At 40.4% G+C, this 14,215-nt stretch carries 12 protein-coding genes; 3 read left to right on the forward strand and 9 right to left on the reverse strand.

What is annotated here, in order from left to right; all coding sequences use genetic code 11:
* Positions 1-185: hypothetical protein (locus H6G08_RS37190; RefSeq protein ID WP_206758293.1), on the forward strand; the 185-nt coding region annotated here is incomplete at its 5' end.
* Between the two features lie 479 nt (positions 186-664).
* Here H6G08_RS37190 and H6G08_RS04390 read toward each other — a convergent pair.
* The 8 genes from H6G08_RS04390 to H6G08_RS04425 form a co-directional block, all read right to left on the reverse strand.
* Complete coding sequence (locus H6G08_RS04390) at positions 665-1,141, reverse strand: hypothetical protein (protein WP_190539069.1); 477 nt, start codon at positions 1,139-1,141, stop codon at positions 665-667.
* A gap of 44 nt (positions 1,142-1,185) precedes the next feature.
* A complete protein-coding gene (locus H6G08_RS04395; protein WP_190539071.1) occupies positions 1,186-1,881 on the reverse strand; it encodes a hypothetical protein in 696 nt (231 codons plus the stop codon).
* Between the two features lie 133 nt (positions 1,882-2,014).
* On the reverse strand, positions 2,015-4,786 hold the full coding sequence (locus tag H6G08_RS04400; RefSeq protein WP_190539073.1) for a CHAT domain-containing protein: 2,772 nt from the start codon (positions 4,784-4,786) through the stop codon (positions 2,015-2,017).
* A 68-nt stretch (positions 4,787-4,854) separates the two neighbouring features.
* Entirely contained in the window at positions 4,855-5,322 is a 468-nt protein-coding gene (locus H6G08_RS04405; RefSeq protein WP_190539075.1) for a hypothetical protein, read from the reverse strand.
* Between the two features lie 64 nt (positions 5,323-5,386).
* The gene (locus H6G08_RS04410) at positions 5,387-6,082 is read right to left on the reverse strand and encodes a hypothetical protein (protein ID WP_190539077.1); all 696 of its coding nucleotides are present in this window, start codon (positions 6,080-6,082) and stop codon (positions 5,387-5,389) included.
* 130 nt (positions 6,083-6,212) lie between these two features.
* Complete coding sequence (lysS, locus tag H6G08_RS04415) at positions 6,213-7,745, reverse strand: lysine--tRNA ligase (protein WP_190539079.1); 1,533 nt, start codon at positions 7,743-7,745, stop codon at positions 6,213-6,215.
* 562 nt (positions 7,746-8,307) lie between these two features.
* Complete coding sequence (locus tag H6G08_RS04420) at positions 8,308-8,676, reverse strand: hypothetical protein (protein WP_242046063.1); 369 nt, start codon at positions 8,674-8,676, stop codon at positions 8,308-8,310.
* Positions 8,677-8,909: 233 nt separating this feature from the next.
* Positions 8,910-9,872, reverse strand: a complete 963-nt coding sequence (locus tag H6G08_RS04425; protein WP_190539083.1) for a M48 family metallopeptidase — start codon at positions 9,870-9,872, stop codon at positions 8,910-8,912.
* A gap of 145 nt (positions 9,873-10,017) precedes the next feature.
* On the opposite strand from H6G08_RS04425, the gene H6G08_RS04430 reads away from it, so the two are divergent.
* Both H6G08_RS04430 and H6G08_RS04435 read left to right on the forward strand, forming a co-directional pair.
* Positions 10,018-11,580: an ATP-dependent DNA helicase gene (locus H6G08_RS04430; RefSeq protein WP_190539085.1), complete on the forward strand. Its 1,563-nt coding sequence runs from the start codon at positions 10,018-10,020 to the stop codon at positions 11,578-11,580.
* A 309-nt stretch (positions 11,581-11,889) separates the two neighbouring features.
* Positions 11,890-12,108 carry a DUF2839 domain-containing protein gene (locus H6G08_RS04435; RefSeq protein WP_190539087.1) on the forward strand — a complete coding sequence of 73 codons (219 nt, stop codon included), beginning with the start codon at positions 11,890-11,892 and terminating at the stop codon, positions 12,106-12,108.
* Positions 12,109-12,113: 5 nt separating this feature from the next.
* Here H6G08_RS04435 and H6G08_RS04440 read toward each other — a convergent pair whose 3' ends face one another.
* Positions 12,114-13,367, reverse strand: a complete 1,254-nt coding sequence (locus H6G08_RS04440; RefSeq protein ID WP_190539089.1) for an RNA-guided endonuclease InsQ/TnpB family protein — start codon at positions 13,365-13,367, stop codon at positions 12,114-12,116.
* Positions 13,368-14,215 lie beyond the last annotated feature (848 nt).

Consider the following 14,215-nt stretch of genomic DNA (forward strand, 5'->3'; position numbering starts at 1 on the left):
CCTTCAACAAGTTTTTCAATGAATCTGTTAATTCCATTGACACCTATGTACATTCAAAAATCGAATCATCATTGAATTTACTACAAAAAGGGAAGGAAGAGGTTGCCAACGGCAACCTCTTCCTTCCCCACCAGAATGATTATCATTCTTATAAGTTGTATATTTTATTCTCTGGAAGTCCCTAACGCGCCTTTTTTATTTATTACGCTTCTCTACGAGACCCTACGCGAAAGCGTGTCAAAATTCCCACCAATTTAAATTATACAGCAGATTGCCAGTTGGTGAAGTACAGATGATCGTTGATTGTAGGGGCACTGGCACTGCCATGCCCCAAAGCGCGTAACCTAATTTACCTTGAATATACCGTATTTGCGGCACATCAATATATTCTAGAGGGTATGGCAATGCCCATAGGTGTCAACTTAAGCTCAAAACCTTTCTCTATCTCGTTTCCAGCCTCCGGCTGGAAATGCGTATTGCGAGGCTCTGCCTCGGAAGCTGATAAATTGAGGCGGCAGCCCACAGATCATCGCTCCCACTCAGAGCATGGGAGCCAGTTAGGATAAGGGTTTTGCGTTAAGTTGACACCAATGGGCAATGCCATGCCCCTACCACGCTTTTAAACCCCAATCCGTAGGTGGAGTTTTTGATATTGAGAGTATATTCAAAGAAATTGACTCTGATATTTTAAAGAAATCTCTTGCAATTTATTTAAAAGCTTGGTTATTAGCTCGCAGAGTTCCAGTTCTGTAAAATTATTAGGAGTATGACCATTATTTTCTTCTATAAAGCTATTAGTTAAAAAATTCCTGAAAGCAAACATTCTTTCTGCTTCTGGGAAACTAAAGTACTTTTCTAGCTTTTCAGCAATTTCGGGAATTGGTTTATTAGCTAGCTGCTGGCGAACTATTAAGGCTATGGAGTCATCACTTTTGAGAAAATCAATCACTGAGTCTAAAAAACTCTGCTGTTCTTCTTCCTCCCATTTTTCCCACCAATCTCCATCTACGTCTTCAACATACCTATCTACATAATCAAGTCCATAAGTCATCCAATTTCTTTGTAAATCTCTAGCTGCTGCTAAATGCTCTAAAAATGTTTCCAATCTTTCTTGAGGTTCTACTGACCTTTGTTTCCCCATAGTGGTGTAGTTTAGTTAAGACAGTACAGGAAAAAGACTTAAAACTATAAACTAAATTTTAAATAAACGCCAGTTTTTAGGCGATCGCTGTTATACAGTGATATATTCACTAGCTGAGTGACAAAATCCGTAATATGGGGGTTGTAACTTAAAAACAAACCTCTATCTATGCCCCATTGTTGTAAGGTATTTTCCCAATTATCAGATTTTTCTTGAGAAAATTCATCCGAGAGGCTCGTAATCTGAATGCACAGTGGTTGCTGCTCTTTATTACTTATAATTATATCAGTTGCCATCGAAAAGTCTGCTATATAGCAATGCCAAAATGTCCCTTCTCGATGGACAACATCTGTAGCGATCGCTCTTAATATATTGATATCCTCTTGCTGAAACTCCCCAGCCATCAATTTTCTTTTCCAGATAGAAAACTTAGGATCTGGTTGATTGAGCCATTTGGGAAATAAATACTTATACCAATAATATTCTGATGGCGTCATTCGCGCAAAGTATTTATCCTGCTCCTCCGGCGATTCTAACGCTTGAATATCCAGCCAAATTAGCGCATCTTGAATAATTTGTTGCAGAAAAAAAAGCACAAATTTTTTAGCTGTTAAAGAACCAGGCTTAACATCTTTAACCCAGCGATTTATATCTTCTAATTTTCTCGCTAAACCCGGATCGATAACAGATGCTTCCTCTATGAGTAATCTTAATTGTTTTTTAATATCTTTGGCGTGCAAATAATGATAAACCTCTAAACTGGAGTGAGTCGCTGGAATTGTAAATTTATTTTATAGCATTCTCACCTATTAACCTGCAAAAACCCTAAACCATCGTGTTGACGGTTAAGGAATCAGCAAGTGCGATCGCTTATCATCGTAAACCTTGACAGATAAAAGCAGACCAATAACGCGGATGGGAAAAGGGAAACTGCTCTATCAAATTTTCTACCGCCTCAAGTTGATTTTTCAGCTTGCCGTAGTTTAAAAATTTACTATCCCATTTTAAGCGCTCTACTGAACCTCGCTGGTATTGGGATCTCTTATTCTTTGCTTCTTCAAATTCGGTTTTTGCGTGATTGTATAGTTTTTTAATATCCGTCCTCTGCAAAAATTCCTCTTTTTTCATCTGGCGCAGTTGAAGTTGTGCTTGTCGTAAAGCTTCCGGACGGCTTTTACTATGTTGTCTATTTTGGTAGTAAAATACTGAAAATACTGCTGTTGCTAAATCATTAACTGCCCACAGAGTACTGACAACGCTTCTAGCACCAGCACACAAAAAGCCTGTGGAAAGAGTGAGAATATCATCAGTTAGCGAAGGAATACCCAAATTCGTCTCGCAGCAGGAAAGAAAAACATCAGAGAGATTGGGTAAACGCCATCCTGGTGTCATCAATTGCCCTAAAGTAATATTCCCATCTCCTAATTTCAAATGTGATTCCAGGGGATTGTCAAGACAAGATTCCGCATGATGACAGCAGTGAAGTACCTTGACTTGTTCAGCTAGCTGGCGATATTTAGCTTTAGTAGCTTGATTACTACCCCTCAAGCGTTGAGAGTGAGGAATGTTGTACAGTTTGGCAAGCTGTTCGCCTTCAAAACTGGCACAGGGTAGATCGTCTGTAGCATCTTCCACAGTACCGTATGATAGATCGCCGCTTTCTATCTTGTCGCGTTGTTGACAAAATTCCAAAATTTGGCAGCTAGGAGTATAGCGAATGAGAAACTTATCTCCTAAATATTGATTATTCGCAATAGGTAAAGCCGCGAAGGGAATTTGGTGGAGCAATAAGTGAGGTACTAGAATTAGTTCTTCAATACCTTCTAAATGTTGGGAAATGAGTTCAGCCAGTTGCAAGCGTTGAGATAGTTCGCCGAGAAACCAATCGATTTGACTCCCCCATGTGGGATTATCATTTACATACACTAATAACCAATTATCAAAAATCCACTGTTGTAGCGTTTTTAGCCCTTGTTGGGTGCAAGTGTGGAGGGTAATTTGATTTTGTCGCAGGACAAAAATATGGGTGTCATTATCGGTAGTGTAGAAACTGAGAATAGCGGTATTAGGGTTGTCAATTAGGTTTTGAATTTTTGACAAGCTGAGAGGGTTAACTTGAATTTCGCCAGCTAACACAGGATCTAGGCGTCTGATTTGTTCCCAAACTTGCTGTTTTTCAGTTTCTAGAGATGCGATCGCTTCGTTGTAAGCTTGGAATGCAGCGCGTGTTTGACTCCGGTTATCGTTGGATTTTAAGCGATCGCGTTGTTGATCAATTTGCTGTTGCAGTTCTTCATACTGCTGCAATAATTCTTTAACTTCTGGAGGAATTTCGCCGCTTTGGTAGAGATCGTTACTTGCCATTAAATCTACCAGACGTTTAGAGCGCGATCGCTCTGCGTATTCAAAAGCTTTTTCTATTTCTCCCGCGTTGATGGAGGCTTGTACCATTTTCTGATAAACACCAATGGCTTCTTCGATAATTTCTTGGCGACGATAATCAGACTTTAGGCGATTGCGGCTAATTTCTACTGCTTGAATAGCAATACTGTAGCCATAAATAGCTTCTTTCCAAATTCCTGATTTAAAAGCAGTGTTTCCAATATTGCGAGCAGTTCTAAATGCTTCAGCAGGATATATTTCAGGTGTATGAACTTCTAGAGCTAATCTATAATTGGCTATTGCTGAAGCGATTAAACCTTGCTCACGATAAGCATTACCCAAATTATTCTGAAGAATGGCATAAGCAAATGGATAATTTTCACGGGTATAGAATTTCAAAGAATTCTGACAAGCTTGAACTGCTAATTGCAAATTTTCTTGTGTATCTCCTTGAACCCTTTTATTATATGCCATACCCAGATTCATTTGAGTATTTGCCCATTGTTCAGGAAATGATTTCTGATTTATAACTCCTAATACCTCATTGTAAATATCTATTGCTAATTCCCAATTTTTTGAACGATTATCATTAGGTATATCACAATAAGCAGATGCAAGAGTATTTTTTACAATACACCATTTTTCAATCAATTGATTTTTATTGAAAATCTCTAATATTTGATTACAAATTTTGACTATTCTATTTAAATCTTCATCAAACTCAATTATATTTTTGGTAAGTTTAATCTTTTTTAAATAAAAAATTACCCAATTAGTTTGAGTTTCTGCCCACTCTACAGGAAATTTTTCATAAGAGTAAAATTGTAAAGCATCTTGATAAGCTAACAATGCTTTTTCCAAATTTTCTACTGGATCACCATAAATGCGATATCCATAAGAATTTCCCAAATTTAGTTTAGATGTAGCCCAAAATTGAGGAAATTTATCACGAGTGAAAATAACTTCAATAACTTCGTAACAAGCAATTGCAATATCTAAGTTGTAAGCTATGTTTCCATGTGGAAACTGTCCAATTATTGTGCCAAAATTTCCAATAGCTTCTGCTGCTGCTAATGTTTGTGCATTGTACAGGCTTTCTCTAGCAAAGTAATTTTTAGCCCAATGACGCAACAATACAGCCAAATTCAAATCTAGTTTGTCTAGATTATCTTGGAGTAAAGGATAAACTGTATTTTTATCGCCATAACTGTGTGATGTTTTTAACAATAAAGTCAACAAAAAATCTATAGGTTCTTCTTTCATTTATAATTAGCTTTTAGCTTGTTATTTGAAGGTCTTTTACTATTTATAAAAACATATGTATCAAAAAATTATTTCCACATTTCTGCCAACTTCTCCAGCAATTCCTCAGCTAAATCCAATAACTCAATTTCATCAATTTCATTACTAATTCCGCGAGTAGTTTCTGAAACTGTAAAACTATCCGCTAATACATTTTTGACGGCAAAAATCTGGTCTTCTTCTTCAGATAAATTCAGACATTTTTCTAATTCAACAGCAATCTCTTTTAGCGGTTTATCTTTTAGCTGCTTTCTGACCCTCACCGCTACCAAGTCATCACTTTGCAGGAAATTAATCACTAATTCTACAAAACTTTGCTGCTCATCTTCGTCTTCTCCCCATGTATCTAGCCAATCTCCGTCAACATCATCACAATATAAATGAGCGGCATCAAGCCCATATTTTATGATGTCATCCTGTAATTTTTGAGCAGCTTCTACAGCTTGTAAAAAGTTGTCTAATCTCTGTTGACGGTCAGATTGTTTTTCCTGAACCATAAGGACTCACTTTGTTAAGTAATAACGTGGCTAGACAAATCCAGTAAATGAAAGTGACCGACAACTATAAATTAAATTTTAAATAACTACCTATACTGAGATTATCGCTGTTATATAATAATATGTTGACTATCTGATTCACAAAATCTGTTGCACGGGGATTGTAACTTAAAAATAATCCTCTATCTATTGCCCAAAAAATTAGGGTATTTTCCCAATCATCAAACTTGTCTTGAGAAAATTCCTCGGAAACGCTAGTGAGTTGAATACATAGTGGCATCTCTTGCCTACTGCTAACAATTATATCAGTTGCCATAGATAGGTCTGCAATATAGCGTTGTACAATGGTTCTGCCACAATTTTTAATGTTATTAGCAATAGAGTCAATTAATTTGGCATCTTCCTGATTAAACTCCCCCGCCATTAGTTTTCGTCTCCAGATATAAAATTTAGGGTCGTTTTCACTCAACCATTTAGGGAACAAGTAGCCATACCAATATTTTAAAGTTGGATTCAGCGCTGTTAAAGCTGATTGCTGCTCTTCTTGGGATGGTAATGATTTAAGTCTCAACCAAACTTCAGCATCTTGGAGAATTTGTTGCAAAAACAGGATGACAAATCTTTTTGCAGTCAGCGAACCTGGTTTAACATCTTTTACCCAGCGATTTATCTCTTGTAATCTATTCGCTAACCTGGGATCAATCGCAGATGCTTCCTCAATCAATGACTTTAGCCTGTCTTTAATTTCTCTTGCTTGCAAAAAACACCATACCTCAAAAAATGAGTTAATTTCGCATATTTTACGACTATATTAATAGCAATATCAAGTAAAAAACCTGTACAAATGCGGTTTTTCGCCCTTATACAGGTTTTTTGGATTTAAGTATGACTTATTGCTCAGTTGTGGTTTCTGGGGATGATTCAGATTTTTCGGGTTTGAGTAGAGGGAAAGCGATCGCATCCCGAATACTAGCAGCATCAGTTAATAGCATCACTAACCGATCTATCCCAATTCCTAAACCCCCTGTAGGTGGCATTCCATATTCCAAAGCTGTCAAAAAGTCCTCATCAACACCTTGGGCTTCTAAGTCGCCAGCAGCTTTACGCGCAGCTTGGGCTTCCAGGCGTTCCCTTTGATCGATGGGATCGGTAAGTTCGGAGAAACTATTCGCCGTCTCCCGCCCAACGATAAATAATTCAAACCGTTCTACCAACCCAGGCTGAGAACGATGGGGTTTAGCCAAAGGCGAAATTTCTACCGGATAGTCAATCACAAAGGTAGGCTGAATTAAATTAGCTTCTACCTTTTCTTCAAAGGCTAAATTCAGTAATTTGCCAATTGATTGAGCTTCATCTATACCCGGAATTCCAGCATTTTTACTAGCTGCTTTTGCTTCTTCCAAAGTTTGGAAAGACTTAAAATCTAAGCCTGTATATTCTTTTACTAAATCATGCATTGTTACCCGCCGCCAAGGTGGTGTTAAATCCACAGCTAGCCCTTGGTAGGTAATATGCAGCGTGCCGAGAACATCTTGGGCAACAGTGGTGACAATTCCCTCTGTCAGCTCCATCATATCGTTGTAATCGGCGTAGGCTTGGTAAATTTCAATGGTGGTAAATTCTGGGTTGTGTCGGGTAGAAATTCCTTCATTGCGGAAAATTCGCCCTAACTCAAACACCTTTTCAAAACCACCCACAATCAACCTTTTAAGATGCAGTTCTGTGGCAATCCGCAGATACAACTCCATATCTAAGGTATTGTGATAGGTGATAAACGGACGCGCATCTGCACCCCCAGCTTCACTTTGTAGCACTGGCGTTTCAATTTCTAGAAAATCGCGCTGTTCTAAATAGCGACGAATTCCCGCCGTGATTTGGGCGCGACGGCGGAAAGTTTGCCGCACATCAGGGTTGACAATTAAGTCAACATAACGCTGACGGTAGCGTTTAGCCACATCCGTCAACCCATGCCACTTGTCGGGTAGAGGCAACAAAGATTTAGTGAGGATGCTGTATTGTTTGACGTATACCGATAACTCGCCCTTTTCAGTCCGTTTGATAGTGCCTTTGACTCCCAAGATGTCGCCAGCATCTGACAATTGCTTCAGGTGGTTGAAAGCATCAGCATCAATATCTGCCATGCTTTCTTGAATGCGATTTTTCTCTAAATAAAGCTGAATTGTGCCTGTTTCATCTTGCAAAGTGAAGAAAGCCAGTTTACCAAACACGCGACGCGCTAGAATGCGTCCAGCAATGGCAACTTCTAAATCAACTTCTTCGCCACTGGCTAAGTCAGCAAATTTTTCTTGCAATTGTGCGGCATGGTGGGTAGATTCCCATCGATAGGCATAGGGATTCATTCCCAGCTGTTTTAGCTGATCTACTTTTTCCAGCCTCGCGGCACGGATATCTTCTTCCGACATGGTAACGAACGCTCATAGGGCAAGATTAATTATAGATGCTGCAAAAGTAGCCGCGACTGTCAAAGCTAAAAACAGACAGCACAAAATAAAGCAACAGAGAAAGAATAACTCTCAATACTGCTCGATTCAGCCCAAAAATCTTAACCTGCGTAGCGGGGTTCCCGGCTTGTAGACGCGGAGCGGCTTCCCGCAGGGTAGTAAGTTTGAGGAACGTAGGGGACTTACAAAAAATAAATTACCCATATTTTCGTAGTGCGAGCATCTTGCTCGCTCTTGAACACCAGCGAGCGAGACGTTTGTCCTTCGGACACGCTACGCGTTAAGCGAAGCTATGCCGAAGGCTTTACGCACTACAAATGTATTGGGTATTTAAAAAATTGGATGTACCTAGAGCAAACATTGGGGGGCTGTGTTGGGTTTCGCAGAGCCTCAACCCAACCTACGATTTTCTATTCCCTCCGGGAGTAAGATACTTGTACTTCTACAAGTAGCAAGTTTTGACTGTGGTTTAAATCCTCATCCAAAACATTCTGTTGCCTGTTGCCTGTTGCCTGTTCCCTTTTTAAATTGCCGGAGTTTTTTTCGGAAACATAAATTTTAATTTGAGATTGGTAAATTTCAAAATTGCTTGAATCAGTTCTCGCTGTTCTGGTTGTAAATTTAATTTTTCTAAAGCTTGATTGAGTTTAGCACCTTGATGTAATTCTTTCGCTAGTTTCTCACGTTGTGCTGAATTTAAAATAGCCCGGATTTCTCTGTTTCTTCTTTGGCGTAATCCCTGAATTCTTTGGCGCTGTAAAGGGCTTAATTCAACATCTGAGGATGATTGAGTAGATTGGGCAACAATGAAGTGAGATTTGCTATTAATTGTGTCTGGTGATGCTATAGCAATTCCAGATGTGAAGCAGAACAGCAAAACTATATAAGTCAATAGGCAGAGAAATTTGCTAAATTTAATTATCATTGATAAAACTTATTTATTACATTTTGATTACAATGGTAATAAACAAAAAAAGGGCAATTTTTAGTTTGATTATTCAACCTATCTTTTATAATAAAATAATTGGAGCAATTACAAAACTATTATTTTTTGAGCATAAAAGAGTAAATGGTACGTTATGAAAATCCTAACGTACCTGCATACAAAATACTGAGTAACTAAAATTACTCTTGTTTTTTAATTCTGTTAATTTCTCGTTGCAATTCTTCAATTTGTTGACGCAATTTTTCTGCATCATTAGCAGCAGTTTCAGAGGAAACATTCACAGATCCAGAGGCAGGCGATCGCTGATAATTTCCTTGGCGAATTTGCTGGTATTCTGCGGATACTGCCCACTCCCGTAAATAGCGCAGGCGTTCCACCGCAAACGGATGACTAAGCATCATGCCTTGTGCGCCATTGTACATCAGAAATTTGTACACTTGATTGAGTACATCTGTATCTAATGCCTGATAATTTTCGGACTGCTGGATAAATTCTTGTAAACTACATTCATTGGCATATTTGATACTACCGCCTGAGACTTTCATCATCGAAGACATGACGGTATTTAAGTCATCAATCACCAACAGCGCCGCCCTATCTGCTGATAACTCGGCTTTGCGCCGCCACTCAAAAAAGGCATAAATTAAAGCTTGAGTCACAACATTACCTAAACCAAAGGTTAATTCACCTAAGGCGGAAGCAGCACTCATCGCCCACATCGCCATTTGAATTAAAATAGTATGACCACATTTAATATGCCCCAGTTCATGGGCTAGCACCGCCCGAATCTCGACTTCGTCTAGTAAGTCAAGTATCCCTGTGTTTATGACTATGTAAGGATTTTCTTGCCCCAAAGCATAGCTATTTGCTTGGGGATTCTGCAAGACAAAAAGTGTAGGTTCTGGATAAATATCCAAATCCCGCACACATTCGCGAAACATCTGGTAAATAGTGGAGTATTGTCGCGGCCCAACTTGGATGGTGTTACCCATTAGATAAACTAACTGCGGGCGTTCATAGATAAATTCCACAAATTTACGAGCGATTAAATCAAATCCCGGTAAACTGCGTAAAGCTTGCTCGGCTTGGCGATCCAGTGGATGCCTAAAGGCTTCGCTGGAGATTCCTGTGTAAATTGGCATGATTCAGGTAATTGGTGATTTGTCATTAGTCATTAGTCATTAGTCATTGGCAATTACAAAGGACAACTGACAATTGACTAATGACAAGATAATGGAAATGGGGCTATTCGGAAGTAAAAATCATTTTGTATGGGATTAGAAGCGTGTGATTGAAGCAGAAGTTCATTTGTCACTACATAACTTTTTGCGATCGCAGGCGGGTTTCCCTTCCTGGCCCCATCATTTGACGATGGCAAGGTTGGTAGCACGCGCCTTGCGCTTGGGACGTAGCGCCTTAATTCAAGTCGGGGCTGTTTGTGGGTATCAAGGACGATATCGCACGAGTTTTGTCGCCTCGGCATTGATGTGGCACGGCCCTGTAATTATTGTGGCTTCTCAAACAGTACAGCAACGGTTGTTAAAAGTGGAAATTCCGCGCCTACAGCAGTGGTTGCAAGCCAAAAAGCCAATTAGAACAGGTGACGCTTGGCCTGGTGCGGAGTTCCAAGGGCTACTGCTAACTACCCCAGCCGCTTGGTTAAGCAAACAAATTCAAGATGAGGGACATTTCCCGCCTGGGGTGCCGACAATTATTGATGGGGTGGACGATTTGGAAGATTGGGTACGCCAAGAACTTACCCAAACTATTCAACCCCATGACTGGGATGAACTCATGCTAGCTTGTCCAGAACAAGGGGAAATTATTCGTTCTGCCAGGGCACAACTGACAAAGGATTTTTTCCAGCACCCAGCTAATCCTTATGAGTGCTATCTGATTTCCCAAGCCGAAATCGATGTTTTACAGCATCTCTATGCAGCGTTAGCGTTAGCAGAACTTCCCGCAGCTTGGAAAAATTTCTGGCAATACTTCCAAAATGTTGACGAAAATCTTTCCGGATCTTCTGCTGCATCTCCTCCTCTCCTCTGGGCTACTATTGCTCGTCGTCAAGGTTTATTTTCCTTACACTGCGCCCCCATTGAATTAGGCAAAATCGTCGCCCCAATTTGGCAACGACAGCCGATAGTTTTTGTCGGTAGCGCCTTAGAACCGGAAACAGAAGCGCCCCTATTCCGTCAGCGCTTGGGCTTGGATGATGTGACTTGTTTGAAATTCTCATCTGATAGCCAAACAGATGCGATTCAGCTGTACATCCCCTATAAGCTACCTTTACCCAACACCCCAGAATTTCAAGCGGCGTTTATTCACAAGGTGCGCACCCTGTTGTGTTTGAGTGCAACTGCGCCAGGATTAACAGTCATCTTAATTGGGGATGTGCCACTGAAGGCGCAAACCGGGGCAATTCTCGCGGCGGAGTTTGGTTCGCGGGTGCAGGTAGAAAAAACTTGTCTCGATGACAATGGGATTTTAATTAGCGGCTGGGAATTTTGGCGAGAACATCAAGGGGTTTTACCGCCACCTCATTTGTTAATTATTGCGACATTGCCTTTGCCATCTTTGGAAAGCCCCCTAGTAGCTGGTAGGGTAGCTCACTATAAGCGATCGCATCAAGACTGGTTCCGTTTATACCTATTGCCCACAGCCTTAAATGAACTCCAACGCGCCGTAGCACCCGCACGAGAAAGTCAAGGCATAGTAGCATTACTAGATGGGCGTGTAGTCAATCGCAGCTACGGTGCGCAAATTCTCGCCGCTTTAAGTCCCCTTGCCCGCATCAACTACCTCGATCCCAGCCTGTTCTCCCACAACAACGAAGAAAATTCAGCTTAGTCCAAAAAGTCAACCGTCAACAGTCAACCGTCAACAGTCAACCGTCAACAGTCAAAAGAATAACGCCTGTCTGACAAGCTTTGTGCTGAATTTACACTTAGCTGGATTTCCACCTGATTCTATAACTCTATTTCAATGCCCCATGCCCAATGCCCAATGCCCATTAACTATTTACGTTTTGTCAACCGCAAAGCGATCGCTCTACACCACGAGCTATCATCTGTTTACATACCTTAATGGCTTGCCACAGGCATTGCAGCCAATCTCAACCAAAAACTTAGATGAAATTAGAAATTTAAATTGCTGATTATGGGTGAAGCAAAGCGTCGTAAAGATACATTAGGCGAAAATTACGGTCAAGATACTACCCGAATCTTACCTTGGGTGCCAATTTCCAAATCTCAAGCCGAACAATTTGTCAGTTGGACGACTCGTGGGGCTTGGATTGGTATAGGAGTTATGGTAGCTGCTTGGGTAACCATCCGTTTTATCGGCCCGGCTTTTGGTTGGTGGGATGTAGTTTATTAAGTGAACTACCTACACTGACCTGACGGTACAGTGTAGGCTTCCTGTCCAACAGAAAGCGTAGTAGTGGATTTCTTGCGTCCTCCCTTACTTCGGCTTACATCTGGGCGACAGGCTTTATCCCCCGTTCCAGAGGTCAAAATTCGTGAGCCACTGCGTTGGACGGGTTCCCCGGCTTGAAGCAAGTGGCGTAGTCCCTCATCTCTGAGGCTAATAGCTGCATTTACATCCCGATCATGTTTTGTATGGCAGTTTTCGCAGGTCCAGAATCTTACATCTAGCGGTAAACTGCCAACTTGATTTAGACACACATGACAGGTTTTTGAACTGGGGAAGAATCTATCAACTTCCTGATATACCTTCCCTTCCATTTCTGCCTTATATTTCAACATGGTGCAAAACATTCCCCATCCAACTTGATGGATGGATTTAGCCAAACAATGATTTTGCATCATGCCCTTAACATTAAGATTTTCAAGCACGATGACTTGGTTTTCGTTGACTATCCTACGAGATAGCTTGTGCAGAAAATCCTCACGGCAGTTAGTTATTTTTCTGTGGACTCTAGCAACCTTCTTTCTAGCTTTGGTACGGTTATTAGAACCTTTCTGCTTCCTAGATAGTTGCTGTTGTTTTAGTTTTAAATTCTTCTCATACTTGTTGAGTATTCTAGGATTGTCAAACTTAGAGCCATCGCTAGTAACAGCAAAGTGGGTCAATCCCAAATCAATACCTATTGCCTTGCCATCCGTGTTCGCGGAAGGTTTGTCTTTACCATCATCAAACAGAATAGCTGCAAAGTATTGATTAGAACAGTTCTTGGATATAGTTACAGTTTTGACTTTCCCCTCAACAGGTCTATGAATTATTGCTGATACGTCCCCTATTTTGGGAAGACTTAAATAATTATCGGCAACCTTGACGTTTTGGGGATATTGTATTGACTGCTTGCCATGTTTTGATTTGAATCTTGGGTATTTAGCTCTTTTTTCAAAGAAATTGTTGAAGGCTACACCCAAATTCAAGCAGACTTGCTGCAAACATTGTGAATATGTCGAAGTTAGCCATTCATACTCTTTCTTTAACTGGGGAATTATCTTTTTTACTGCGTAGCCAGATAAACCCTTACCAGTTTCCTTGTATGTTTGGTTCATCAAATTCAGGCAGTAATTCCAAAGCCAACGACAACAACCAAAAGCTTGCGCTAGAGACTGCTGTTGTTGGATATCTGGATATAACCTGACTTTGACGACCTTTAACATATTAGAGTAAACAGCGTTTGCTATAAAAGAGTATAACACAAGATTTGTACCCCTTCGGGGAAGCAAGCTACGTTTCCTCCATGTTCTGCTCCCTGAACTTCGGTGCGGAAGAATTTGGTCACAGAACTGTCGTCAACTCCCGCGCAATTCATGAGGCAGTGCGTTGGGCGGCTCTGCCGACTTGAAGCAACTGCCGTCTCAACACTTCCGCTTCGCGCGCTCGTGTGAGGCTTCTTGCTGTTCAAGCTAATCCCAGGGAATTCCCATCACACTGAAATATTGGGTAAATCAATCATCCCAACTTATATCAAGTACTTAGGGCACAATTTGATTGTGCCCTAAGTAGTTAATGAAGAGTAACAGTTAGACCGCATAATTACGCTTAACTATAAAGTTTTCTGTATTTTATGTAACTTTTTTCTATAATGACCAAAAAAAATTAGTACCTTATGTAACAATATCTCTGCAATCTAAAAATTCCCGAAAATCCTGCCTAAATGGCAACATAGGTTTTTTCACTAGAGTTATTCTCAGTGTTTAATCCGATGACAAGGGGTTTTACATTTGGCATCGTGGTTACGTTACACTGAATGTATAATCCAAGACAGATAAATTATCTCAGTTTAGGAAATACTAAATCTCAAAGTTTTATGGTCATCTGCCAAATGCCATAGATTGAGGACAATGTAACTCAAGGTATCAAGTACTTGGGCAAGACCAAGCAGATGTTAGAGAATAAATTAGTTGATTAAGGGAGCCTATGTTGCTCAGGCTACGAAAACTATTCCCAAAGTCTTTACCAGTAAGGAATTTGGCTTCACTAGCCAATCTCAACCCAAGATGTATCT

Source organism: Calothrix anomala FACHB-343, assembly GCF_014696435.1.
GTDB lineage: Bacteria > Cyanobacteriota > Cyanobacteriia > Cyanobacteriales > Nostocaceae > Aulosira > Aulosira anomala_A.

Coding starts and splice junctions, on each gene's coding strand:
- lysS (WP_190539079.1), bottom strand. CDS start 7,745: ATGTCGGAAGAAGATATCCGTGCCGCGAGGCTGGAAAAAGTAGATCAG.
- H6G08_RS04405 (WP_190539075.1), bottom strand. CDS start 5,322: ATGGTTCAGGAAAAACAATCTGACCGTCAACAGAGATTAGACAACTTT.
- H6G08_RS04440 (WP_190539089.1), bottom strand. CDS start 13,367: ATGTTAAAGGTCGTCAAAGTCAGGTTATATCCAGATATCCAACAACAG.
- H6G08_RS04435 (WP_190539087.1), top strand. CDS start 11,890: ATGGGTGAAGCAAAGCGTCGTAAAGATACATTAGGCGAAAATTACGGT.
- H6G08_RS04425 (WP_190539083.1), bottom strand. CDS start 9,872: ATGCCAATTTACACAGGAATCTCCAGCGAAGCCTTTAGGCATCCACTG.
- H6G08_RS04390 (WP_190539069.1), bottom strand. CDS start 1,141: ATGGGGAAACAAAGGTCAGTAGAACCTCAAGAAAGATTGGAAACATTT.
- H6G08_RS04400 (WP_190539073.1), bottom strand. CDS start 4,786: ATGAAAGAAGAACCTATAGATTTTTTGTTGACTTTATTGTTAAAAACA.